This is a genomic window from Rhodococcus sp. RD6.2 (assembly GCF_001040705.1).
Taxonomy (GTDB): domain Bacteria; phylum Actinomycetota; class Actinomycetes; order Mycobacteriales; family Mycobacteriaceae; genus Rhodococcus_G.
The window spans coordinates 20,833-43,865 of sequence record NZ_CVQP01000007.1 but is presented as its reverse complement, the minus strand read 5'-3'; the positions used below and the strand labels follow the sequence as shown (position 1 = coordinate 43,865).

General features: G+C 64.1%; 23 protein-coding genes and 2 pseudogenes. 17 read left to right on the top strand and 8 right to left on the bottom strand.

The window, feature by feature from the left end; all coding sequences use genetic code 11:
* Positions 1-267, top strand: coding sequence for a GNAT family N-acetyltransferase (locus RHCRD62_RS13915; protein WP_084734273.1), 267 nt, complete (start codon positions 1-3; stop codon positions 265-267).
* A 250-nt stretch (positions 268-517) separates the two neighbouring features.
* On the opposite strand, the gene RHCRD62_RS13910 is transcribed toward RHCRD62_RS13915, so the two are convergent.
* Complete coding sequence (locus RHCRD62_RS13910; RefSeq protein WP_050065338.1) at positions 518-1,111, bottom strand: TetR/AcrR family transcriptional regulator; 594 nt, start codon at positions 1,109-1,111, stop codon at positions 518-520.
* 100 nt (positions 1,112-1,211) lie between these two features.
* Between RHCRD62_RS13910 and RHCRD62_RS13905 the strand changes: the two genes are divergently transcribed.
* Positions 1,212-2,270 carry an alpha/beta fold hydrolase gene (locus RHCRD62_RS13905; protein WP_050065337.1) on the top strand — a complete coding sequence of 353 codons (1,059 nt, stop codon included), beginning with the start codon at positions 1,212-1,214 and terminating at the stop codon, positions 2,268-2,270.
* An 80-nt stretch (positions 2,271-2,350) separates the two neighbouring features.
* On the opposite strand, the gene RHCRD62_RS13900 is transcribed toward RHCRD62_RS13905, so the two are convergent.
* Together RHCRD62_RS13900 and RHCRD62_RS13895 are read right to left on the bottom strand one after the other, a co-directional pair.
* Positions 2,351-3,211 carry an alpha/beta fold hydrolase gene (locus RHCRD62_RS13900; RefSeq protein ID WP_172671065.1) on the bottom strand — a complete coding sequence of 287 codons (861 nt, stop codon included), beginning with the start codon at positions 3,209-3,211 and terminating at the stop codon, positions 2,351-2,353.
* 16 nt (positions 3,212-3,227) lie between these two features.
* Entirely contained in the window at positions 3,228-4,454 is a 1,227-nt protein-coding gene (locus tag RHCRD62_RS13895; RefSeq protein ID WP_050065335.1) for a saccharopine dehydrogenase family protein, read from the bottom strand.
* Positions 4,455-4,977: 523 nt separating this feature from the next.
* Here RHCRD62_RS13895 and RHCRD62_RS13890 point away from each other — a divergent pair.
* From RHCRD62_RS13890 to RHCRD62_RS25475, 5 genes are all read left to right on the top strand, one after another.
* A complete protein-coding gene (locus RHCRD62_RS13890) occupies positions 4,978-6,579 on the top strand; it encodes a flavin-containing monooxygenase (protein WP_084734271.1) in 1,602 nt (533 codons plus the stop codon).
* Between the two features lie 111 nt (positions 6,580-6,690).
* A complete protein-coding gene (locus RHCRD62_RS13885) occupies positions 6,691-7,152 on the top strand; it encodes a hypothetical protein (RefSeq protein ID WP_050065334.1) in 462 nt (153 codons plus the stop codon).
* 93 nt (positions 7,153-7,245) lie between these two features.
* The gene (locus tag RHCRD62_RS26730) at positions 7,246-7,584 is read left to right on the top strand and encodes an NAD(P)-binding protein (RefSeq protein ID WP_367379646.1); all 339 of its coding nucleotides are present in this window, start codon (positions 7,246-7,248) and stop codon (positions 7,582-7,584) included.
* Entirely contained in the window at positions 7,490-8,743 is a 1,254-nt protein-coding gene (locus tag RHCRD62_RS13880) for a flavin-containing monooxygenase (protein WP_367379645.1), read from the top strand. The genes RHCRD62_RS26730 and RHCRD62_RS13880 overlap by 95 nt, the downstream gene beginning before the upstream one ends.
* A gap of 162 nt (positions 8,744-8,905) precedes the next feature.
* The gene (locus RHCRD62_RS25475) at positions 8,906-9,802 is read left to right on the top strand and encodes a PaaX family transcriptional regulator C-terminal domain-containing protein (RefSeq protein ID WP_084734270.1); all 897 of its coding nucleotides are present in this window, start codon (positions 8,906-8,908) and stop codon (positions 9,800-9,802) included.
* A 419-nt stretch (positions 9,803-10,221) separates the two neighbouring features.
* On the opposite strand, the gene RHCRD62_RS13875 is transcribed toward RHCRD62_RS25475, so the two are convergent.
* Together RHCRD62_RS13875 and RHCRD62_RS13870 are read right to left on the bottom strand one after the other, a co-directional pair.
* Positions 10,222-10,467, bottom strand: coding sequence for a hypothetical protein (locus RHCRD62_RS13875; RefSeq protein WP_050065333.1), 246 nt, complete (start codon positions 10,465-10,467; stop codon positions 10,222-10,224).
* A gap of 183 nt (positions 10,468-10,650) precedes the next feature.
* Positions 10,651-11,250 (bottom strand): hypothetical protein, encoded by a 600-nt coding sequence (locus tag RHCRD62_RS13870; protein ID WP_050065332.1) that lies wholly within the window; start codon positions 11,248-11,250, stop codon positions 10,651-10,653.
* Between the two features lie 578 nt (positions 11,251-11,828).
* Here RHCRD62_RS13870 and RHCRD62_RS13860 point away from each other — a divergent pair.
* From RHCRD62_RS13860 to RHCRD62_RS13845, 4 genes and pseudogenes are all read left to right on the top strand, one after another.
* A pseudogene (locus tag RHCRD62_RS13860) lies at positions 11,829-12,289 on the top strand (TIGR01458 family HAD-type hydrolase); the annotation flags it as partial.
* A 167-nt stretch (positions 12,290-12,456) separates the two neighbouring features.
* Complete coding sequence (locus RHCRD62_RS13855) at positions 12,457-13,413, top strand: hypothetical protein (RefSeq protein WP_050065329.1); 957 nt, start codon at positions 12,457-12,459, stop codon at positions 13,411-13,413.
* A 335-nt stretch (positions 13,414-13,748) separates the two neighbouring features.
* Positions 13,749-14,402, top strand: a complete 654-nt coding sequence (locus tag RHCRD62_RS13850; protein WP_050065328.1) for a carboxymuconolactone decarboxylase family protein — start codon at positions 13,749-13,751, stop codon at positions 14,400-14,402.
* Positions 14,399-15,274, top strand: coding sequence for an RNA polymerase sigma-70 factor (locus tag RHCRD62_RS13845; RefSeq protein WP_050065327.1), 876 nt, complete (start codon positions 14,399-14,401; stop codon positions 15,272-15,274). Before RHCRD62_RS13850 ends, RHCRD62_RS13845 begins: the two co-directional genes overlap by 4 nt.
* A gap of 527 nt (positions 15,275-15,801) precedes the next feature.
* Here the strand turns inward: RHCRD62_RS13845 and RHCRD62_RS13840 are convergent.
* Together RHCRD62_RS13840 and RHCRD62_RS13830 are read right to left on the bottom strand one after the other, a co-directional pair.
* Positions 15,802-16,386, bottom strand: a pseudogene (locus RHCRD62_RS13840) (DUF4178 domain-containing protein); the annotation flags it as partial.
* Between the two features lie 386 nt (positions 16,387-16,772).
* Positions 16,773-17,186 (bottom strand): hypothetical protein, encoded by a 414-nt coding sequence (locus tag RHCRD62_RS13830; RefSeq protein ID WP_050065325.1) that lies wholly within the window; start codon positions 17,184-17,186, stop codon positions 16,773-16,775.
* A 276-nt stretch (positions 17,187-17,462) separates the two neighbouring features.
* On the opposite strand from RHCRD62_RS13830, the gene RHCRD62_RS13825 reads away from it, so the two are divergent.
* From RHCRD62_RS13825 to RHCRD62_RS25860, 3 genes are all read left to right on the top strand, one after another.
* The gene (locus RHCRD62_RS13825; protein ID WP_050065324.1) at positions 17,463-17,987 is read left to right on the top strand and encodes a hypothetical protein; all 525 of its coding nucleotides are present in this window, start codon (positions 17,463-17,465) and stop codon (positions 17,985-17,987) included.
* Between the two features lie 87 nt (positions 17,988-18,074).
* A complete protein-coding gene (locus tag RHCRD62_RS13820; protein ID WP_050065323.1) occupies positions 18,075-18,764 on the top strand; it encodes a hypothetical protein in 690 nt (229 codons plus the stop codon).
* Between the two features lie 460 nt (positions 18,765-19,224).
* On the top strand, positions 19,225-19,479 hold the full coding sequence (locus RHCRD62_RS25860) for a hypothetical protein (RefSeq protein WP_157050922.1): 255 nt from the start codon (positions 19,225-19,227) through the stop codon (positions 19,477-19,479).
* Between the two features lie 800 nt (positions 19,480-20,279).
* Here RHCRD62_RS25860 and RHCRD62_RS13815 read toward each other — a convergent pair.
* On the bottom strand, positions 20,280-20,528 hold the full coding sequence (locus RHCRD62_RS13815) for a hypothetical protein (protein WP_050065322.1): 249 nt from the start codon (positions 20,526-20,528) through the stop codon (positions 20,280-20,282).
* A 157-nt stretch (positions 20,529-20,685) separates the two neighbouring features.
* Between RHCRD62_RS13815 and RHCRD62_RS13810 the strand changes: the two genes are divergently transcribed.
* The 3 genes from RHCRD62_RS13810 to erm all read left to right on the top strand — a co-directional run bounded on the left by RHCRD62_RS13810 (position 20,686) and on the right by erm (position 22,854).
* Positions 20,686-21,228 carry a TetR/AcrR family transcriptional regulator gene (locus RHCRD62_RS13810; RefSeq protein ID WP_050065321.1) on the top strand — a complete coding sequence of 181 codons (543 nt, stop codon included), beginning with the start codon at positions 20,686-20,688 and terminating at the stop codon, positions 21,226-21,228.
* A gap of 145 nt (positions 21,229-21,373) precedes the next feature.
* Positions 21,374-21,688: a hypothetical protein gene (locus tag RHCRD62_RS25855; protein WP_157050921.1), complete on the top strand. Its 315-nt coding sequence runs from the start codon at positions 21,374-21,376 to the stop codon at positions 21,686-21,688.
* A 77-nt stretch (positions 21,689-21,765) separates the two neighbouring features.
* Positions 21,766-22,854, top strand: coding sequence for a 23S ribosomal RNA methyltransferase Erm (erm, locus tag RHCRD62_RS13805; RefSeq protein ID WP_367379644.1), 1,089 nt, complete (start codon positions 21,766-21,768; stop codon positions 22,852-22,854).
* Positions 22,855-23,033: the final 179 nt, after the last annotated feature.

Sequence of the window (23,033 nt, the reverse complement as noted above, 5' to 3'; positions counted from 1 at the left end):
ATGGTGGGATTCGCGCGCGCGATCTCCGACGGCGTCAACGACGCAGTGCTGGCCGATGTCTTCGTCGTCCCCGAACATCGTGGCCGGGGGGTCGGAAAGAGTCTGGTGCACAAGATGATCGACGACGGCCCCGGTGCAAGATTCCGATGGACGCTGTTCACCAGCAACGCGCACGGACTCTACGAACAATTCGGGTTCCGCGCGCCGGATCGAACCGTGCTTGTGCGGCCCGGGTGCCCGTTACCTGAGGGCAGCTCAGAGCGATGATCAACGAAAAGCATACCGCGCCGGGCGGCACCTCCGTGTGACGGGTTGCACTCTGACATTTGTCGCCGGCGAGTCGTCAGACAGGTAGGAGCTCACACTTGGCGGGTGATTACGGCCATGGACCTGGCCGTCATCGGCGGTCGAGTCGCCGAGATTGCAATCATCATGAACCCCGAGAAGCGCGGCCCATGGACCAACGCCTGATCTGTGTCGCCGGATCCCGTGTCGTCGACAGAGCTGCGCGATCCGCTCATGCATTCAGGACGCCTGCCCGAGCAGCCACTAACGCTGCGGCCGCGGCGCGATCGGCGACGGCCCGGTCCACCGGCAGATCCGCCACCAGGAGGCGGTAGTAGATGGGAGCGGCGATCGCGGCGAGCAGATCAGCAGCCGACACGTTCTGTTGAATTTCGCCGCGCCCGACAGCGCGCTGCACGACCACGTCGGCCAGGGCGTATCTGCCGGCGTAGAACTCGCGTTTGATCGCCGCCACCTCGGGCGTGCGAACGGCATCGGAGAACAGAGCCGCGACGATCGCGCGCCCCGACTCGCTCGTGACCAGGGCGACGATCGAGCGCGCCATCTCGTGCAGATCGGACTCGAGCGCGCCCGTGTCCGGCACCGGAACAGTGGTCTCGGACAGGTCGACGACCGCCTCGGCCACCAGCTGGGCCAGCGTGCCCCAACGCCGGTAGATCGTCGTCTTGTGCACGCCCGCACGTTCGGCGACGTCCTCGACGGTCAACGACGCGTAGCCGCGTTCCGACAGACCGGACAGGGTGGCGGCGAACACGGCTTCCCGGACACGCGCACTGCGCCCGCCTGGCCTCTCGGATACTGACACTGCCCCAACTTACCGCAACAACCCGTTGCGTTAACGGGGCCAGCGTGACACGTTAGTAACGCAACAGACTGTTGCATTAATGACTCCGAAGGGGCGAACCATGCCGTACGAATTTCCTGTTGACCACAGCGCGCTCATCGACGAGCGATCCGGGCAGTTCCTGAGCTTCGGACTCGCGCCGCAAGATCTCGACGGCACGCGTGCAGCCATCGACTCCATGTGGGCGGACGCTCCCGGGGGATGGGTCCACGAATGGTCTCGCCTTGCAGCGAAATACGCCGCACAGGGCGATCATGCGCTCGCCTCCATGGTTTACGGCATCGCCAAGTTCCCGGTCCTCGCCAACGAATCACGGCGCCTGGCCCTGCGCCGCCAGGTGGACGAGTACGTGAAGGCCGCGGCCGGGTTCGGCGTGCGGTTCGAGCGCCGCATGCTCACGCTGCCGTACCGGAACGCCGCCGTCGAACTACCGGTGCACCTGTTCTCCGCCGACGAAAAGTACAGCGGCGCGCCGGTCCTACTCCTCAGCGGTGGCGTCGATGGCTGGAAGATGGACATGCACCCCCTCGCGGTTGGGTTCGCACAGAACGCTGGCGTCACGGTGCTCGCCTTCGACCAGCCCGGAACCGGCGAATCACCGGTCCCGCTTGATGAATTCGGCGATGAAGTGATCGACGGTCTGATCGCCGCGGCGCGCGCGCTCGGCAACGGCAAGGTAGGTCACCTCGGAGTGTCCTTCGGCGGCAACTTCGCGGTGAGGTCCGGCCTGACGGGAGCGGTCGACGCGGCGATCAACATCGGCGCCCCCGTGGCGACGGCATTTGAGGTCGCGAACCTCGAACGCCTGCTCTACGGAATGGCCGACATCGTGGGCAATGCGGTCGGTTTCGACGCCCCCGCCACGCAGGAGAAACTAATGGCAGCCACTCGCGTATTCGACCGCCGCGATCTTCTTCTCCGCGAGAACAACGCACCAATGCTCGTCATCAATGGGGCCGACGACGTACACGTTCCCCTCGACGACACCCTGATCTTCGAAGGACGCGCGGACACAGAGGTCCATGTGATTCCCGACGCCGGCCATTGCGCTGTGACCAAGCTGCCGGAGCTGATGCCGATGATGGTCGACTGGCTGCGCAGCCGGCTCGTGGCCGCCTGATATCCGCCCGGCGGACCGGCCAGACGGAGACGCGGGCCTGCTCGGATGAGGCCCGCGACCACCGTTTGGCCGGTTGCCGGCTACGTGAACAACTCCGGAGAGCCCGTCCGTGTCCAATCGAGAATGGTGCGAGCGACCCCCTCGGGATCGTCCAGCATCGGAACGTGGCCGACTCCACCTATCACCTTCCAGGTAGCCCCGGGAGCGAGCGTGCGCCAACCGATCCCGTGTGAACGAAGGGGAAGGATGCGATCCCGCGTGGGCCAGACGATGAGGACGGGTGTGTCGACATCGACATAGGGCTTGGCAACGGCCACTTCGTCGAAATGCTCGAACAGGGTGGAGTCAGCTGTTGCACACAGTGATTGGACAGCTCGCCCCGACGCCAGGCGTGCGCCATTGCGGGCGATGTCGCGGAATGCGATTTGACGCATCCACGGAACCCTCATTGCGATGGGGAGAATCGGGCGGATCATCCGCACCAGACGCTGCCCATCGGAGACAGCCCGTGCGGCAGCAGCGCCGCCTTCCGACGTCCATCCGCCCGCTGGCGAGATCGCGACGACGCTCCGGGCCCTTCCCCGGCGAGCGAGTTCCATCGCGACCAGGCCCCCCAGGGAGTTTCCGACAATGTTTGCGGTCGTGATGGACTCGTCGTCCATCGCAGACTCCACCGAGTCGACGATGTCATCCAGCGCCATGACTGGCGCAGTTGCGGGGCGGCCCGTGTGCCCGGGAAGGGTCGGAGCGAGGATGCGATGGTGTGGCGTGAGCAGTGGGAAAAGCGGCTCCCACACATGCCAGGACATCGTCGCTCCGTGCAATAGAACCAGTGGGTCACCGGCGCCACTCACGAAGTAGGGAGTGGCAGTCAGCTGCCCGTTCATCACGCGCATGTCCTCGAGTCCTTTCTGTTGTCCCCGGATCGGGTCGCGTGTCATCCGCGAACCTACGAACCTACGAAGCTCCGTCGGCCCGATCGAGCTCCACGACAACGCCGCTGCTCGAACCATCTCCGTTGACGGTGACGGCCAGGTCATGGAAGAAGCGGTCAGGGTCGACAACCGCGTCCGGCGGATGCACTCCGGCCCGAACGGCGGTTCCGTCAGCTACCTGAGACAGTCCGAGCGCCAACGGAATTCCTGTCGCTCTAGCCATGTCCGAGGTCAGTGAAGCCAGCCCGGTGTCATCGGCGAGATGCGCAAGAGCCGTGCACGGCTGCCCGTTCTTGCTGCCCATCGCGGCCGCGAAGAAGGACGGCAAGCTGCCCGGTGACTTGAACTTCGCGGCACGCGCCATCGAACGGACTCCTCTCCGAAACGACGGGCTCGCGAGATCTACCGCCGCGGTCTCGTTCGTCAACCGCCCCTTGTCAATATCGGTGCGCAGTACATCGAGGTAAGCGGCCGTCCCCGGGGAGATGACCATCAGGTTCGCCGAGCTACCAGAGGGCCGAAGCGTACGATGGAGGGTCACTGGCTCGGGATGTCCGACGGTGTAAGCCGTGCCGTTTCGCCCACCGGGCAACGACAACGAAACAGCCTGCAACGGCGGCTCCTGCGCGATCTGCCCGTCCCGCACCACCGCAACGGTCCCACTGATCTGCTGCATCCAGTGCACCGCTGCTGCCGAAGGCTGCCCATCAGGGCTCAACAGCTGGGCATCCACCTCATCCTGATCCTCCGTGCCCGGACCGTCGACGGGCCAGGCCGTGTACACATCCACGACACTGTCGAGCTCGCGAGCCGCCCGGGCCGCGAGCAAATTGCTCACACCCGGGCTAGCACCCATTCCCACTATCGCGCAGATACCCGCCTTGCGGGCCTCCGCATCCAGCTCAAGCATCTGCAGCGTCGGCTCCCAGTCGTCACAGATGTCGAGATAGTGCGTGCCGGACTCGATCGCCGCCCGCAACACCGTCAGCCCGAATCGGTAGTACGGGCCTACGGTATTCAGGACCACGTCCGCGTCGTCGAACGCCGCATACAGCCCCTGTCGGTCAGTCACGTCAACCTTGCGGGGCCGCACCGGCACACCGACACTCGCCATCTCACGAGCGAGTGCATCAGCCGCGGAGTAGTCGCGGTCTGCAACCACAATCTCCGCCACCCCCGGCAAGCTCACCGCAGTCCGAACAGCTTCCGCGCCCATCGCACCCGCCCCGCCTAGCGCCAGAACTCTCATGCGTCCTCCTTAGATCGAGTTTCGGTCGATTACAACACGATCGATCTTAACACGAACGTTTTGTATATGCTCGAACTGTTGTGGACAGAACGCTCACGCCAGAATCCCGAAGGGGCGGCCCCCAGCCATCCCGGCCAGCTTCCGAAACGTCCAAACACCTACACGCGGCAGAACAAGCGCGGCCTCGAGAGTGGCAATCAGGCATCGATCGAACCACCGCCCCAGACGGCACCGCGTGACGAGGCGGGGTACAGATGAACTCGGCGCGACACGAACCCAACGCGCTCGACACAGACCAGGTCGCGGAGATCTGCCGTCGTGGCGTGACGCCGTCGCGCCACGGCAACGAGTTGCCCCGCCCGCCTTCGGCGCCGTCCGACCAGCGCCACAGTTGTCGCATGCGGAAGGCCTACTGCAATCGAACTCTATGCGATCGTTGCATAATCGGTCGTTTTCGATACGATAGGTTTGTCCGAGATAGTTAGCTCAACATGCATCGTCCACAGCAGAATCGAGGAGTGCAGTGACCAACCCGAAGAAGCCGGCGCCAAAGCCGCGGCCGAGCACAACCCCCTCCCCCACCTCTCGCGGCACGGCTGCTAGCGGCGAGCCACTCGCGGAGAAGCACGCAAAGATCCTCGTTGTCGGAGCCGGCTTCGCAGGCCTAGGAACAGCAATTCAACTGCTGCAGAGTGGCTTTGGTGAGCAGCTGCTAGTGATTGAACGAGACAGTGAAGTCGGCGGGACATGGCGCGACAACACCTACCCGGGCTGTGCATGTGATGTCCCTTCGCACCTCTACTCCTTCTCGTTCGCCCCCAATCCCGATTGGAGCAAGCGGTTCGCGCCCCAGCCCGAGATCGGCGCATACCTCCGACGATGTGCTGATGAGTTCGGAGTACGGCCGCACATCAGGTTCAGGTGCGAACTCCAGCGCGCCGAGTGGGATCAAGAGGCCCAAATCTGGCGCGTCGAGACGAGCAGAGGCCCACTCACCGCCAACTTCGTAGTTATGGCACAGGGACCGCTCTCCGAGCCGTCGATTCCACAGCTTCCCGGGCTTGAGATGTTTGCAGGCGAGTCATTTCACTCAGCCAGGTGGGACCACTCATTGGATCTGTCCGGGCTTCGGGTCGGAGTGATCGGCACAGGGGCGAGTGCCATTCAGTTCATTCCCGAGATTCAGCAAAGAGCGGCGCACCTGACCGTCTTTCAGAGGACTCCGTCGTGGATAGTTCCGCGCCACGACTGGGAGATTCCGAGCTGGCTGCAGAGGCTCTACCGCACGATGCCCGTGCTGCAGCGCCTCACCCGCGGGTTCGAGTACCTCACACGCGAGGCATCAGTGCCTGCCCTGATGGGGAACAAGATGCTTCGCAACCTGGGCCGCAGATCAGCCGAGGACCACTTGAAGCGCCAGGTGCAGGATCCCGAGCTTCGTCGGAAGCTGACACCCGATTATGAGCTCGGATGCAAACGAGTCCTCCTCTCTGACAACTATTTCCCCGCACTGACGCGGCCCAACGTCTCGGTCGTCACTGATCCAATTCGAGGCATCGATACCGACCATGTGCGGACATGCACGCGCGACGGCGTCTCAACCGACGAGCACACCGTCGACGTACTCATCTTCAGTACCGGATTTCGGGTGACCGATGCGTCTCATCCGCGCGTGATCTTCGGGGCCGGCGGACGTTCCCTCGAGGATGTGTGGCAAGGCAGTCCCCAGGCCTATCGCGGGTCGACCGTCGCCGGGTTTCCCAACCTGTTCTTGATGGCAGGACCCAACACCGGGCTCGGGCACAACAGCTTGATCTACATGATCGAGGCCCAGATCGCCTACCTGCTCAGCACCTTGGGGTTCATGCAAGCGCTCCAATTGCGGTCGGTGGATGTCAAGGCATCCAAGCAAGACGAATACAACGCCAACCTTCAGGAACGGTTGGCTCCCAGCGTCTGGGCGAGCGGTGGATGCAATAGCTGGTACAAGGACAAGAAGAACCAGATCACCACGATCTGGCCCGACCAGACCTGGCGCTTCCGCGCGGAGACATCCGAGTTCGATGCGGAGCACTACATTTTGACCACCGCCGAGAGCATCAACGCCGCCGAGGTCGCGGGATGAGAGGCAATGCCGCCAAGGTCGCGGGATGAGAGGCAATGCCGCCGACGATGACGTCGAACCGCGCTCGGCACGACATCGTCCGGAGTGCGACATGAAGCACGCGAGTCAGCCATGCACGGCCTGCTGAATCTCCGCCCCGCACGGCGACTGGTGGCGATCGAGGCCTCGGGAGCGGTGTTCTATGCGGCTGTCACCTTGCCGTTCATCCCGCTCGACGCCCCGCAGGTTCCCGACTGGGTGTCACTGTCGGGGCTCGCCCTTCTACTGTTCGTGATTGCCTTGAATCTTCACACCTGGCGGCTGGTTGTCACCAGTGGCCTGGCCCTGCACGGGAGCGGGCCACCGGTGCACTCGGCCGGGCGCCTGCCGGATCAACTACACGACGAGAGGCGCCTACGTTGGGTAGCCGTGCTCTACCTCGCTCTGACGATCGTGCTGCTTCCAGTGCCGGCGACCTGGGTGATGTTCTGGTTCTCGTTCACCCTGGCCACCGCATGTCTGGCCGGGTTGTCACTTATCGCGTTCGCATGTAACTCGATGCGGAGGACCCGAGGGGCCGGAGAAGCTCTCTAGCAAGCCACCCACAGCGGCGCGGTCTGATCCCGCTGCAGCGGGACCAGACCGCGCCGCGCAAGCCATCAGTTTCGAACCAAGGAGCTACCTGATATGTCCGATGAACACTTCGACGTATTGATCGTCGGTGCGGGGCTCTCAGGGATCGGCGCCGCCTGTCGGCTGCAAACCGAGTGCCCGAACCGTTCATATGCCGTACTGGAGGGACGCGCCGAAATCGGCGGCACGTGGGACCTGTTCCGCTACCCCGGTATCCGATCAGACTCGGACATGTTCACACTCAGCTACCCGTTCCGGCCTTGGCAAGTCCCGCTCAATTGCGGACGGTTCGTCAATTTTGAACTACATCAAAGAAACCGCCGATGCCCGCGGCGTCGACCAACACATCCGGCTCGACCACATGGTGACCCGCGCAACATGGTCGTCCATTGATGCAACATGGACCGTCACGTGTCGAGTCGCCGGCAGCCTCCGCGTATACACGTGCAGCTTCCTCTACCTGTGCAGCGGGTACTACAGCTACAAGGGCGGCTTCGCTCCCGAATTCCCAGGACTCGAGCAATTCTCGAGGATGGTAGTGCACCCGCAGCAATGGCCGAAAGACCTTGACTATACCGACAAGCGCGTAGTTGTCATCGCCAGCGGAGCTACTGCGGTCACACTCATCCCGGCGATGGCCGCCACCGCGAAGCACGTAACGATATTGCAGCGCTCACCGTCCTTCATCGTGTCGCGGCCCTCCCACGATCAAATGGCAATCCGCCTCCGCAGGGTGCTGCCCGAGCGCAGCGCGTATGCGATGGTTCGGTGGAAGAACATCGCGTCGGCCCGGCTCTCGTTCGCGTTCTGCAAACAGTTTCCGAACACTGCTGCGCGTGCAATGAAGTCTGCGGTCGCCCGGCATGACGGCCGGAAAGTCAACCTCGACCCACATTTCATTCCTCGTTACGAGCCGTGGGATCAGCGGATCTGCCTGACCCCTGATGGGGACTTCTTCAGCGCCCTCACGAGCGGTCGCGCGTCCATCGCGACCGACGAGATCTCCCGGTTCACTCGGACTGGCATCTCCCTCGCGTCCGGCAGTCATCTGGATGCGGACGTCGTCGTGACCGCGACAGCTTTGAACCTGGTCGCGGTCGGTGAGATTGAACTAGAAGTGGATGGTGTACGCATCGATGCCGCACAATCATTCATCTACAAGGGTTTGATGTTGAGTGGAGTGCCAAACCTCGCATGGTGTCTCGGTTACACCAATGTGTCGTGGACGATGAGAGCCGACCTGTCTTCACGTTACGTATGCAAACTTCTCAACCACCTGGACGCGCACGACGTGGACTACGCCGTCCCCACAGTGGAGGACAGCATGGTCGCGGAGCAGTCCGTCCTCGCACTCCAGGCGGGCTACGTTCTGCGCGCTGTCGACCGACTTCCAAAGCAGGGACCCGAGGCTCCTTGGTCGCGCCACCAGAACTACTTTGCCGATGTTCACGCCATGAGATTCGGGTCAGTCGATGACTCGATGGCGTTCGGAACCCGTGATCGCGCTTCGGTATCGAGCTCTATCCCGCAGAAACCCAGCCTCAATGCCTAAGCGGCCGTACAAGTCTCGGGCCCTCGATGCCTGGCCGTGCGCGTACCATGCTGACGACGCGCTGGCGGCTTCGTCGCAACCCTGCAAAAGCGCCAGAACTGTCACTTCAAATACGATCGTACTATTGTTGAGCGTTCCAGCTGCAGCCACAGGAGTGACAAAATGAGTAAAAGCGACGACTACAACGTCGAGGTGCCGACGCGTGTCCTCGTGGAGAGCATGGTTCGCGAAGATGCCACGCTTCACGCGAACGAGCTCTATTCGGTGGCGAATGCGCTGGGAATGACGGACCAGCAGGTGCGGCTGTGCATTCGTCGGCTTGTTACGGACGGTCAGTTCACCCAAGAAGGACGGGGCCGCCGGGCCGTTCTGCGCGCTTCAGAGGGGGCCGAAAGCTCGATCGAGCCCAATGTTGAGTTCGTGCGATACATGTTCGCGCAAGACCGCGGCGAAGCACCCTGGGACGGGAACTGGCACCTCGTCGCCTTCGCGATTCCCGAGACGGCCAGGCAAGCCCGAGACGCCATGCGAGACGGGATCGTGCACCTCGGTGGTGCGTCAATTCAAGGCGGCCTTTATATTTCACCGAATCCTTGGGGATCACACATCCAAGCTCTTGCGTCCAAACTGGAGGTCACCGACCATGTGACCTCATGCACCACCTCAGATCTCACAGTTGGTGGAACAAAAGATCCCCGTACGATCGCGGCACGGCTTTGGCCGCTCGACAACATCGCCGATGGACATGCGAAGCTCATCAATGTTGCGCAACAACGTCTTCTGCGTCTTCGAGACACCATAGGATTGACTGAGACAGATACCCTCACCATCGCAATAGAGCTGGCATCTGAATTCACTCGCGCGATGAACCCAGACCCACTTCTCCCGCGAGAGTTGCTTCCACACCCATGGCCGGGAACCCGCGCCCGCAACCTGACGGCCGAGTGCTGGTCCGTCCTCCTAAACCTCAATCCGGCTCCGGCTCGTCCACGCCTTTTTCGAAGCTATGCCGACGTGGTCCAACACGTAACCGATCACGCTCCCCAGCCGATCCCTTAGCCGCCATTCTCCGGGCCCGCTGCGGTGTAGCGCAAACCTGCACTCAACAAGGCAGTTGGGTGTCGATGAGAACGGTCCCTCTGTTCGGACGGCCGGGAAATTTGGCGTGCATGCTCGCAGGTTTGCCCTCACGGAATCGGCATCTGATGAACACCAGGGCGTGCGTGCCATTCCATCCATTCCATCCAGCCTCGCCGCCTGACGCGCGCTCTCTACATTTATTCAGTTAGTCAGACGCTCATGGGCGTGGCGCGTCTCTCTGTCCGTCTCTACCGGTCTCCATGGCCACCATCGCTCGGCCGGCTCGCTTTTCTCTCTCGTCTCTCTAGTACGCTTGGATAGGCCCGAGCTCACCGCGCAACGTGACGCTGCCATCGGCGGCTCGCATGACGAACACGAGTGCGGCCTACGCGGACGAATCAGCTGTCGGCGTCCCCGCTCGCTCCCCAGAGATGTGCCGCGTAGCGCGGGCATGTCTCTTCGTCGTCGAGGTCGTCGATCACTGCCGAGAGTTCCGAGTGGCCATTGAGCGCGGCGAGGGTCATGAGCACGTAGCGGAGGTCGCGCTCGTCCCGGTGTGGAAGCGCGGCAGTCTGCGCTCGTGCTCGGCCCGGTCGGGGGCTGTGGTCGACGGCACCGCCGCGTTTCGCTGAGCCGGAGAGCATCTGGCTGAGCGAAAACAGGTGCCCTTGAACGGCTGCGGACAGCGCGGCCGTTGGAACCCTGCTGCGGTCGGTCGCAACTTCTGGAGCTGAGCGATCGGAGGCGGGCGAGTCTCGTCGCGGAATCGGATTCTGGCATCCGGTCTTCTCGCCCGTGGCGGACCAGGCCTGGTCGGCCGTCGAGTATTAGGCGGCGCGGCGGAAGATCCTGCGCTGGGCTTCGAGGTGGCGGCGGAAGTCCACCACTGTGGCCTCTCCAGCTGAGGGCGTGTCGAGGTCCTCCAACTCGACTGAGTTGGCCTCAGCGAGCTTGCTCGTGTACTCCATCACCAGTTCGACCAACGTGGCAGCGACTGCAACGTTCCCGTGCTTCGAGTGGGCCTCTGCGGCGTCAAGGTCAGCGAGCAGGCGGCCGATGGTGACCTCGTCCAGCCGAGCATCACGCGCCGCCTCAAGGTAGGCGATCAGTGAGGCGTTGAGCTCGGCCACGCATCTCTTGGCCTGACGCCGATCCCGGACAGCGAGGACCGTCGCGCCGCCTACGATGGTCGTCGTCACCACGAGGACGGTGACGACACGCTTGTCCCTCAGGATCGCCGCTGCGGCACGTTGCGCGTTCGCAGGGGCCTTCTCTGCGAGTGAAGCCTCCTCGAGGAGCTTGACGATCTGCCCCTGTAGGTTGCGAACAGTCCCGCCCGTCTGCTTCATCAGCCCCGCGGCGATGCCCGCCTGAATGTAAGGCGGGAGGTAGAGATTAACCTGCTGGATCGGCGGCGATGCGGCCATGTCACTTCCTCTCGCTCCATGTCGGGGTCCGAGTGTAGTGACGAGTTCGTGCATCCGATGAAACTCGTCATCATTGAGAACCGATAGCATCCGAGCATTGAGCGCGGGCCGAGAACAGCCTGTCTCCGTGGCCGTCGATCAGCCGGAACTTCGCGCCACAGCGACAGCGATGCAGGCGATCTCCGCCCCGAGTGTCACCGACCCCGCTACCGCGCGCATCGCACTGCGAGCGTTGGCGCACCGAATTGACTCCATCACCGGTGTGCCAATCCCGACACGGCAACCGAACTGGGTGACCGACATTACCCCGATGCCAGCCTCGGCGAACGACAGTTAATGATCCGGCTTTGCTGATGTCCTTGGCCGAGTCTGTGGGAACGAAACCCAGCAGGTAGCCATCGGCACCGAGATCGAGTTGGACCAGGAGTAGGGAGGACGGGGGTCCGTGTGGCGAGACAGCGAGATTGATTGATTGAGGAAGAGAGTCAGTCGAGAGAAGAGAGAAGAGAGAGATGTCGTGGCCGGCGGGAGATGGCCGGGGGTGTTCACCTATCGCGGAGAAGCCGGGGGCGTGAGCAGTGACTCCGGTCGAGGGCGTGCTGTTCGACATCGACGGGGTGCTGGTCGCCTCGTGGCAACCCCTCGCGGGGCCGCCGCGGCCCTCGACGCCGTCCGCGACCGCGGGCTCGCACGCGCCTTCCTCACCAACACCACCTCCAGCGGCCCTGCGCGACTGCGGCATGGCGGTGGATGCCGAGGAGATCGTCACGGCCGCCGCGCTCAACGCCGAGTACCTCCGCGAGGTCCATCCGGGGCAGCGCTGCCTGCTGATCAACCACGGCGACATCGCCGGGGACATGACCGGCATCGAGTTCGACACCGACAGCCCGGAGGTGGTGGTCCTCGGCGGGCCGGGCCCGAGTTCGACCACGCCGCGCTGAGCCGGGTGGTGGAGCTGATGCTCGACGGGGTGCCGGCGATCGCGATACGGGGCGGACTGACCTGGGCCAGCGCGAAGGGCATCCGCATCGACACCGGGGCCCGCTCAGCCCGACCCTCGCCAGCGAGCTCGACGATCATGAAACCGTGCAGGCAAAGGTCGAGAAGGCCCCTGTGTATTTCATGATCATCGGAGGTGCGGGGGTATGTGTCGGCGGCGGTAGTTACTGTGGCGGCGGAAGATCCGAGACAAGTGGGGGGCCGAATATGGGTTACGACATCAGTTTTCATCCGGTCGATATGCGGTTGGTGCAGGAGCGGGTCACGCCGTTCCTGGCGGGGCGCGGGAATGACGACGATCTGGATGATCTGATTGCCGACGCGGTACGACAGGCTAAGGTGCGGTTCCGGGCTAACGCGTGGGGACTCGGGGTGATGCAGGCGAACCCCGGTGGTGCGTTCGATACCAGCCTGCACGTATGGGGGCGGCCGTTCTTCGTGACTGCCGAGCGTTCGGAGGACGTCGCGGAAGCCGTTGTGCGGTACTGCAATGCGACCGTCGACCAGGTAGATGACTTGGCCCGCAGCCAGATCACCCTACTAGACCCCGCCTTGCTCGCACACGTCGAACCCAAGGTGAGCGGAAACCTCCCCGCCGACGAACGTCTCGCGATCGGCTTCCGCTGGAAGCTCGACCTGCTCCGTGAAGCCGCCGCGGCCGTGCGTGCGGGCCGCGACACCATCCGCAACGGCGACGGCGACGAGATCGAAGCCGCGAGCGCCCTCGCTGGAAATGCCCAGTTCGTCCTGGTCGAATTCCTCGCAGCCCTTCTCCCCGGCTGGATCGAGCGCGGCCGCGTGTGGCCCACCGAACTAGCCGAAAACGCCTCCACCGACTGCTACGCCCCGACCGACCACAACACCCCGCTACTCGGCGTGCTCCCCGACGAATTCCCTTCCCTGGAATGGGATTCGAACTGGACCATCCCCGAAAACTACGCCATCGGCGGCTACGCGTCCCCCTCGGACATCCGCCCCTTCCGAGACTGGCTTACCCGCAACACCGCCCCCCTCACCGCGATCGGTGACCAATGGGACGACCGCCCCTACGTCCAGAATGCCCTCCGCAAACTAGACGAATCACTAGCCCTAGCCGAACTCACCGGCTCAGCCTTCGTAGAAGCCGCCGAAATCTACATCCCCATGCAGGGCACCATGAACTGATCCCGAACCTGAGGCCATCAACAAGAGGCCTCAAGTCAAGCAAAAGCCCCGACCAGATCGTTTTCTGGTCGGGGCTTTCGGTTTTCCGGGGTTACCCGTACCTCCGCTGTACCTCCGGCGGTTCGGTCTGGGCTGCACGCGGATTGGATAGGTTGAACAGTTGGTGATCACACTTAGGTCGAGCAGTGTCGGCCAACCACGATCAATCCATGGTCGATTTCTGTCGGGGCGTTCTCGAGGAGGATGTCACAACCACGCGTCGATCGGTGTCTTCATGCCGACGGACAACCCGGGAAAACAGAACCCCGGCCGTCGACGATCTCCCGGAGGACACGATGACCACACCAACCCGCATCCCGCCGACCGAGCTCACCGGCCTCTTCGGCACGATCGTGAAGATCGCATCCCGACGGATGCTTGGCCAGGTCCCGGACTCGTTGGGCGTGCTCGCCCACCATCCGGCGCTCATGCGAGCGTCTATGGGCATCGGCCGCAAGATCGAGGCGCTGGACCAGCTCGACCGCAATCTCGCAAGCTATGCCGTGATGTCGACGGCCGCCTACATCGGCTGCAGCTGGTGCCTCGACTTCAACTACTACAAAGCTCACAACGACGGGCTCGACGAGGCGAAAGCCAGGCAGGTGCCGAACTGGCGCGAAGCGTCGGTGTTCACGCCGGTCGAACGACATGTCATGGAATACGCCGAGGCGATGAGCCAGACACCGCCCGCCGTCACCGACGAGTTGTCGGCCGCACTCCTCACCGAACTCGGCCCCGCCGCGCTGATCGAGCTCACCGCCAAAGTCGCCTTCATGAACATGAGTTCACGCATGAACGTCGCCCTCGGCATCCACTCGGAAGGCTACGCCGACACGTGTCAGCTCCCGCCTCTGGAGACTCGGGCGACCGCGGCCGGGCCTGCGTCGACATCTGCCCCCGGGCCGCAGCCGCCGGATACCACGTTCAAGGCCGTAGGCTCGACGTCATGACCGACGACGCGTTCGTCACCCACCGCCCCCTGCTCTTCACCGTCGCCTACGAACTGCTCGGATCCGCGGCCGACGCGGAGGACGTGCTGCAGGAGTCATGGTTACGGTGGAATGCCGTCGACCACGCAGGTATACGCGACGAACGCGCCTACCTCGTGCGGGTCGTCACCCGCCAGGCACTGAACCAACTGCGCACGATGTCGCGTCGACGCGAGTCGTACGTCGGGCAGTGGCTGCCCGAGCCACTGCTCACGAGCCCGGATGTCGCAGACGACATCGAACTCGCCGAGAATGTGTCGATCGCGATGCTCACCGTGCTCGAGACACTCGGGCCGACCGAACGCGCAGTGTTCGTTCTGCGCGAGGTGTTCGACGTGCCCTACGACGAAATCGCCGCCGCGGTCGGCAAGACCACGGCCGCCGTTCGCCAGATCACCCACCGCGCACAGGAACACGTCGCCGCGCGGCGACCGCGGGTGACGGCCGATCGAGCCGAACAGGAGGCGGTCATCGCCCGTTTCGTCGCTGCGGTGAACTCGGGCGACCTGCAGGGCCTGATGGATGTGCTCGCACCCGATGTGGTGTCGGTCGCCGACGGCGGCGGCTTCGTGCGCGGCGCGGCTCGCCACCCGATCGTGGGCGCCGACAAGATCAGCCGCTACCTGCTCGGTGGCCTCGCGAAGCTCGGCCTGCCGTTCCAGGCGCGGCCCACGTGGGTGAATGGCCATCCGGCGATCCGGGGCGAGATCGACGGCGCGCTCGCCGGCGCGATCAGCTTCGAGATCGAGGACGGACGGATCACCCGCATCTTCTCGATCGCGAACCCGTACAAGCTCAGCCGGCTCGACGAGGAGGCGGAGCTGGCACGGTAGCGCACCTCGGCTGAAGTTCGGAACCGGCACGCGTGCCCAAGGTTCTTGTTCCACAACGACATACAGCGATGATTCCTCGAACTCGATGGATACGATCGCGGCGGCATCGACCTCGACGCGACGCACTCCACCTGCCGGGGTCGTCACAAGAAGCGCCGGCCGCGACGGCACCCCGCCGCGGAGAACAGTCGACCGAGGAGGCGATGTCCCGGCGACGCCGCAAACTTCAACGTCCCCACAACGCATCGACACGGGAACTGAGCTGGAACTCATCCAGATTGATGTGATCTGGCGCCGATCTCAAGCGCGACTAACGACGGGTGGACTATCCAATCTGCTTGCAGCCCAACATGCTCTTTCATTGGCGCCTCGCCACCGTCACCGCGCGTATACCTTCATCAGGGATCGGTCGGCCGCGTCGAAGCCTGCCGAATCACCTGGTGCTCTCCGCTCTGACGACCGTCGTGTCGGTTGCCCGGCCGTGCTCGGCGGCCGGGTTGCGCGTCTCGAGCTGAGTGCCCGTGGCAACCCGCGTGGACGACCGCAAGCTCACTGCGAGTGACGGCGCGTACGGTCGACACCTCCCATGACGCGGTCTTCGACCACCGCTCGAACGCGAGCCGACCGCTTCTGTCGGCGGTCGCATAGTCCGCATATTCCATCGATCCGGACGGTGGCGTACCGGTCGTTCCCTCCGCGGTGAACTGAACAGCACCGGACTTGACCTGCCGGTACACGCGGTTGTCGAGAGCCACTTCTTCGCCGGGCTCGAGGCAGNTNCCCTCGCACGGCGTCCACAGCGTCATCTCCAGTTCGCCCTCTTCGTACTCGACCGTGAGCCGGCGACGGCCGTTCGGGCCGGCGAGCAGGTGCTCGTGCCAGCGAAATCCCTCCTNGTCGAAGTTGATCGTGCCGCNGACGACGTNGTCGACACCGGTGCACGAGACGATGTCACCGACACCGATCCGGAGCGGGTCGTAGGCCTCCGGGTTGGCGGCAAGCGGATCAATCCGCGGTAGTGCACCAGGAGTGTCTGTGCGCATGCCGAGTATGACGTTCCCGGCGATCGAGATCAGAACCAACAGGGCGAGTAGAAGAATCACGACACCCATCCCGACAGTGTTCCCCTCACGTAGGACTCGACAACAACTACCTGACTCCTGAGCGGGGTTCAGCCCACGAACAGCCGTGAACAATTGTCAACTTCGATGACGACGAATCGCGCCCTTTCATCGTCACGATAGTTGTCATGCCGCAGGTCAGAGCGGCCGGGAATACCAAATATAATGACGAATACAGCGTCACTGGCCCGGCTGTGAATCGTCACGCCAGTTGAACCATCTGGCACACCACCCCGGAATGATCGCTGAGCTTGGGGTCAGCGACGTACCCAGGCCAGGTGTGCAGCCCGGTGCACTTCAGGTCTGAGGCGACGTGATCGATCAACGGACCGTGTTCGACGTCGCCGACTGTGTGAATCGTCCACCGGCCCATCACCTCAGCCATCCGCTCGGCGACCCTCACGGGTTGCCGGACCCGCGGGACATGCTGACTGAAGTCGCTGGCAACCACCGTCGGCACCGCCGGTCGAACCGAGCACCTCGAGCTGATCGAGGCCGCCGAGGTGCTCGGACCACGCCGTGGCGTCACGCCGTCGTGTACTCACGTGGGCACGGGCCCACGGGATGCAGATGGCGAGGATCCTGACCGGACCTGCCGACGCAGCGGTCAGCGCGGTCACCACCCGCCCAGCTCCCCCGCCCGTGGTGAGCCAATCGACGTCGCTGAGCGGCCAGCGGGAGCGGAGCAGCACCTTGCGGTGGTGCGGTTTGTCGACGTAACCCCAGTCGTCGCCGGCGTCGACGACGTATCCACCTTCCGGAAGAAGCCCGCGGTGCCCCTCCGTGACCACGAGAATGTCCGCGGCCGTCTCATGTGTTCCAGGTCGCGACGGTGATCTCGGCACCCTTCACGACCGGCACCCTACGGCCGCCCCGCGCGCGCTCGGTCCGCGACACGCCCACGCGCCGAGCACGCGCGGATCGCACCAGGGTTGCGCCCTTGCCCAGATCAAAGGGCAGGGGACACGTGTCGCCGCTGGGTGGGAGCCGGTCAGTGTGGCCGGGTGCCGCCTGAATCTCATGCAGGATCGCAAGCGGAACCCAATCGGACGAAGAGGACACCGGTAATGCGACTGATCACCCGCGCCGCACTCGTTACAGCAGCGTCGATCCCACTGGCCACCATCGCCCCGGCACTCGCATCGGCAGCAGACGCCGGTGACGTCACCTACAGCTACTCGGTGAACGGATCGACAGTGAGCAACACGATCACCAACACTTCTGGCTCGGCAATCGGCTGCACCACCTCCCTCGCCCCGGCGCCCGGAGGTGCGCTGCCTCCGATCGCCACCGTCCTGTCACAGGGGCAGTCCCTGTACTCCCACGGCGAGATCCCCGCCGGCGGGGCAACGCAGACGATCACCGATGTGCCCGACGGCTCCTACGTCGTCCTGGCGAGTTGCGGCACTCCTTCCAACACGGCCATGTGGATCTCCGCCTACCCCGGCCTCGAGGAGTACCTGCCGCAGTTCCAGATGGACCATGCTTTTCTCATCCAGCAGGAATCCACCGTGGTGACCGTGCCTTCCACCGACCAAATCCCGCCCGGAAGCGGCACCCTCCCGGACCTCGGCGAGTTCGTCGGGAGCTGATCGCTCGCCTAGATCCTGGCCAACGACGTCGGACTGGCGGCCTGGGTGGCCGACCCTCCTGGCGGGCCCGCAAATATCATGGCCTCCATGGAGGTTTCGGACGGCACGGTGCGGTGGCTGAAGCGCTTTCTCACTGACTGGTACGGCGACTGGCGACCCGACTACGGAACCCCACCCGGTGATCTTCCAGTGCCGGCACCGACGGCACTGGCGGAGTTGTACGCGTTCGTGGGGCGGTGGCCGACGCAGGAAACCGGGGAGCACCTGCCCGAGTCTCCGATGATCCTCCAACACCAGGATGTGCTGGTCCGGCCCTCCGATCTGGTCGTCGTCGACGGCCACGTCGACTTCGTACGCGACCATCAGGACGCCTGGACGTGCCGGGTGCGAGCCGACGCCGAGTCCAGTGCGGTCTGGAGCAATGCGCACTGGATGTGGACTGACGTCGACACCGAGGACTACGTCAAGTTGACCCCGACTCTTGAGCACTTCCTCACTTCGTTCGTGCTCCAGGAAACCGTGTTGGGCTGCCGCAACCTGGCCGTCGTCGAGGATGACGGGGCGCCGATCGCAACCCGTCTCACCGAGCAGGTGACGCCGCTGTGGCTCAACGGATGGTACGTATTCGGTGAACCCGAGCACAGCTTCTGGCGGGCGGGCCCATACCTGCTTGCTGACATCAGCGGAACCCGGTGGATCGGGTGGAACGACTCGTCGCGCACTTTGCCGACGGAACTGGCCGCCGAAGCACGGATGATCTCCACGGAATCCGACTAGCGATAGACCTCGGGGCCCGCCAGCTTGGGCTCCGCTGGCGGCGTCGAGACTCAGTGGGGCGCCCGGCACTAGCGGCTCAGGTCGACGGTACGAGATCCGCGAGGCGTGCAGAGAAGGGTTCCTTGCCGGGCGCGGCGGCGGTCGCCTCGATGATCACGGTGCCGCCGTCGTCCGTCTCTCTACTCACTCCGGCTCTCTCCTCGCTCCGGCCGGTCCCCTCCTTTCTCTTCCCTCTGGGTGGTTCCACGAGCCGTATGCGCCCCAACTGGCTGGGTTCAGGATCCGGCCGGGCAAGCTGACCGCCGCGACGGCACTAGATACGCACCAGGACGATTCGGCCGAGCGCGTGGCTTCCCACGCGTTTGGCGTTGGACGGATCCTGTGGGGTGCCACCACCGCGATCGCGTCACGGCAGGTCCACAACGCGTTGGGTATTTCCTACCCCAGTAGCGATCTAGGTGTGTGGATCAAGGTATTCGGCGTTCGTGACATTGTTTTGGGCGCAGCTGCGCTGCATCCGGGTTCCACTGTGCGTCGGGCGAATCTGCGTGCAGGGATCGCGCTGGACCTGATCGACGCTGCTGTGGTTGCTAACGCCGCCCGTCGCGGACTGCCTCTTAAGGCCGCGCTCGTCGGCATGGCGCTTGCAGGGGAACTGCCGCATTCGCCGAATTCGGCCCCGCGCTGGTCAACGTGTTACGCAAAGAGTGAGTGAGTGCGTCGCATCCGCCCTGGCCGAACACCGAAGCAAGCCGTATCCGCCAGTTCCGCAATGCCCCTCGCGATCGGCGCCAGGTAGTCTGCCAGCACCCCCGCCATCTTGCCCCAAGTCCGGAGTTCATCCTGATTTGTGTGATCTGGATCCCTCACAAAGTGCGATTACCGACTGGCCAACCTGTCGAATACACATGTAGCCCAGTACGAACCGTCATTTTGTGAACACCCCTCAATCTCTCTCCATCGCTATCTCTCACTCCGACGGTCGGTTGTGTTCACCAATTGGAACCACGGCCAGATTCCGAACCCATTTCCCGCGCGCTCGCGCCTTGTTGTCTGAGTTCGGCCGACGTTCGGCGTGCTCAGAGTGCCCGTCTCATGTGGATTCAGCCGAGTTGTGTTCTCGTAGCCGCTTTCGGACGGCCGGTTCGGCTGACGGCGGCGAGTGCGCGCCGGTTCCGGTTTGCCGAGGAACGTGCCCCATGAATCGAGGCGGTCACGCTTGGGGTACCAGTCGTGCGGCTTGAGCGCGGCGAAGGTGAACCCGACGAGGAATGCGTACCACCGGATCCCGAAGCTACTGAAGGAGCCGCGGTCCCCTTCAGCCGGTTCTGCTTCAGATCGGTGAACACGCTCTCGATTCCGGAGCGACGGTGTTACGACACCCCGCGTGGGTGCCGTACTGGGATGGCATCCGCATGTCCGGGTGTGCGGTCGTGGATCACCAGTCGATCCGAAGACCAGCACTTCGGAGTAGGTCAGCTACGACGGCACCTGTCTCAACGTCGAGTCACTCGGCTAACTCGCCCGGTACCGGGCAAGGTAGCGCTCAGCGGCGCGGGAATCCTCAGCCGGAATCAGCGGATCCAGACTCAGCCGCACCGACTCACCATCGGTGTGGGCGATCTGGTAGGCGCGCACACGGAAACTGAGTGTCATTGCGACGAAGGCGCCGAGCGTCGCAACCGCCAATGCGGGCGTGGCCGGGTGACCGTAGGCGAATGCACTCACCGCCGTTCCGAGACCGATGAAGCCGAGCAGGCCCATGACGTATCCCACGAAAGGAAATGGAACCGAACGGATGGCCCGGTGAAGACCCTGCACGTCAACAACCTCCTCGCTACGCTACGCGGATCGTAGCGCTACGCCCACCGTAGCACGTGGAAGAATTGCCCGCGCCGCGAAGAGAGCACGAAGGAGACCGATGGCCCGCCCACCGAGCACCGACGACCGAATCCACACCGCAGTCCTCGAACTGCTGCGATCGAGAGGCCCCGGCGCGGTGACCGTCGAATCGGTCACCGCGCTGTCTGGGGTCGCCAAGACAACGATCTATCGGAGGTACGCCGATCGCCGCGAAATGCTGGCCGGCGCACTGGCTCCACTGTCGACTCCTCCGCTGGCAGATGACGAGTTCGATCCCCGGCAACGACTGACCTGGATCATCGATAGAGCAGTCGCCTCCATCGAGCACGGCATTGGATTCGGTGGCATGGCAGCACTTCTCACGGACGAAGACGTCGAGTTCAGCGAAACGTTCCGGTCCATCCTCGCGAGGTATCGGCAGCAGATCTCCGCAGCGATCGACGATGCGAAGTCTTCGGGCGAGTTCCGCGCAGACCTCGACAACGACACCCTCGTCGATGGGATAGTCGGGGCCTATGTAGCCGAACGGGGGCGTCTCGGCCACGTCGAGGGCTGGCGACAGCGACTGTTCGAGCTCTTCTGGCCGACAGTCGAAGCCTGATCTACCCGCGCCGACTCATCTGCACGGCACGGACGCCGACGAGACGCAGCCGAGGCCGGTCGCCTGAACTTGGGAGAGGGCGACCCACGGTCCCGCTCGCGGCTAGGTCTTTGCCCGACGCCGATCGCCGGCAGAGAATGAAGCGGTGAGCGAGCGTCGATTCCGTGTGGTGACCATGGTCTGCGTGCTGACAGTGGTGACCGGCCTCATTGTCCCCCACACCATCAGCGGAGGAATCGACGCGATCTTCGGCTGGCTCGCGGCATTGGTAGCCCTGTGCGTATGGCTGATCACGGCGACCCGGCGTGGCGCGCACAGGACCATCGGAGCCAACATTCGCCGCACCCGCCACTCCCCGCAGGCAGGCGGCTCGGGTAATCATCAGCGGCCGGTGGATGTGCCCGGCGGCGGCCGCCTGCCGGGCCAACATGATGCACGTCCAGGCATCAGGCAGGTGTGATCAACCGCCCCACAGAGTGTGATCATCAACTGATCAAGCCAACCGGTCGGGTCGGCGCACGTGCTCAGTAGTCATGAGTGAACACCCCTCTCCTATTGAGACCACCCGAAATCGGACCTCCGTTTCCATCGCAACTCCACCCGAACGGTCGTATTCGGCAGATCCTCGACCTGCCGGAGAAATTGCGTTGCGGAGTGCGCGACGACTCCGTACGTTCTGGCGCATGTACTGCTTCGTCTTCACTCGTATTCGCCACAGCCGGGCTCTGGCCCGCTAGCGGACCGCGGTCGCGCTGGCGCGCCCAGGGCCCTTCGAGACCTCTTTCCTCTCGAAGACCCGGAAGGGCAACAGCTGTGGCATTACAGTCATTCGCACACGGAAACTACTCGCACACACAGAAGAAGGCTCGGGCCACGGGCGGTCGCACACCCAGGGATCGGGCCAGGCGGGAACTCTCGCAGAACTTCCTGACCGACCGGCATGCCATTGACCTCGTGGTGAAGGTGGCCAGGCCCGGCGGACTCGTCTTGGAACCCGGATCTGGCGACGGCGCACTCACTGTCGCGCTCGACGCAGCGGGCGCCGAGGTCGTCGGCTACGAGGTCGACCCGCTGTTGGCCGCCAAGCTGAAGGCCAGGACCGGGCTCACGGTGGTGCGGGGCGACTTCACCGCTGTCCGACCGCCGCGAGAACCGTTCGCGGTGGTCGGCAACATCCCGTTCTCGGTCACGTCGAAGATCGTCGACTGGTGCCTGCGGGCCCCGTCCCTGACCTCGGCGACGCTGATCACGCAGTTGGAGTACGCGCGAAAGCGGTCCGGCGACTTCGAACGCTGGAGCCTGGTCACGGTGCGGAACTGGCCGTGGTTCACCTGGGAGCTGATCGCGCGGATCGGCAGGGAGAGCTTCCGGCCGGTGCCGTCGGTCGACGCGGCGATCCTGCGGATCGAGCGACGGCCGGTGCCCCTGGTGGCTGATCGCCTTGCCTACCAGGCCATGGTGGAGTTGGGCTTCTCCGGCATCGGCGGCTCGTTGCGCGCGTCATTGTCGACGCGGTACCGCGGAGTCGACGACGCCTTCGTGGACGTGGGCATCGCCCACGACACCGTTGTGGCGTTCGTTCATCCGGACCAGTGGATCACTTTGGCCGACAGGCTCCTCCGCTGAACGCGGGCACCTGGGCATCGAGTTCGACGATGCCCGGGTGCTTCCGGTGGAATCGGATCGGTTCCCGAGCTTCACCGCGAAGAGGTCCCGTCCAACGCCGTCGCCGGCGAATTGGGGGGGCCGGCGGACTGCGCGTCGAACGCTCAGTCCCGCAGTTCGTCCAGGCGTTCGAGGTCGTC

Coding starts and splice junctions, on each gene's coding strand:
- RHCRD62_RS26730 (WP_367379646.1), top strand. CDS start 7,246: ATGTCCGATGAACACTTCGACGTATTGATCGTCGGTGCGGGGCTCTCA.
- RHCRD62_RS13905 (WP_050065337.1), top strand. CDS start 1,212: ATGCCGTACGAATTTCCTGTTGACCACAGCGCGCTCATCGACGAGCGA.
- RHCRD62_RS13845 (WP_050065327.1), top strand. CDS start 14,399: ATGACCGACGACGCGTTCGTCACCCACCGCCCCCTGCTCTTCACCGTC.
- RHCRD62_RS25475 (WP_084734270.1), top strand. CDS start 8,906: ATGAGTAAAAGCGACGACTACAACGTCGAGGTGCCGACGCGTGTCCTC.
- RHCRD62_RS13875 (WP_050065333.1), bottom strand. CDS start 10,467: ATGCTCTCCGGCTCAGCGAAACGCGGCGGTGCCGTCGACCACAGCCCC.
- RHCRD62_RS13850 (WP_050065328.1), top strand. CDS start 13,749: ATGACCACACCAACCCGCATCCCGCCGACCGAGCTCACCGGCCTCTTC.
- RHCRD62_RS13870 (WP_050065332.1), bottom strand. CDS start 11,250: ATGGCCGCATCGCCGCCGATCCAGCAGGTTAATCTCTACCTCCCGCCT.
- RHCRD62_RS13815 (WP_050065322.1), bottom strand. CDS start 20,528: ATGGGCCTGCTCGGCTTCATCGGTCTCGGAACGGCGGTGAGTGCATTC.
- RHCRD62_RS13915 (WP_084734273.1), top strand. CDS start 1: ATGGTGGGATTCGCGCGCGCGATCTCCGACGGCGTCAACGACGCAGTG.
- RHCRD62_RS13810 (WP_050065321.1), top strand. CDS start 20,686: ATGGCCCGCCCACCGAGCACCGACGACCGAATCCACACCGCAGTCCTC.
- RHCRD62_RS13825 (WP_050065324.1), top strand. CDS start 17,463: ATGCGACTGATCACCCGCGCCGCACTCGTTACAGCAGCGTCGATCCCA.
- RHCRD62_RS13855 (WP_050065329.1), top strand. CDS start 12,457: ATGGGTTACGACATCAGTTTTCATCCGGTCGATATGCGGTTGGTGCAG.
- RHCRD62_RS13900 (WP_172671065.1), bottom strand. CDS start 3,211: ATGACACGCGACCCGATCCGGGGACAACAGAAAGGACTCGAGGACATG.
- RHCRD62_RS13820 (WP_050065323.1), top strand. CDS start 18,075: ATGGAGGTTTCGGACGGCACGGTGCGGTGGCTGAAGCGCTTTCTCACT.
- RHCRD62_RS13885 (WP_050065334.1), top strand. CDS start 6,691: ATGCACGGCCTGCTGAATCTCCGCCCCGCACGGCGACTGGTGGCGATC.
- RHCRD62_RS13895 (WP_050065335.1), bottom strand. CDS start 4,454: ATGAGAGTTCTGGCGCTAGGCGGGGCGGGTGCGATGGGCGCGGAAGCT.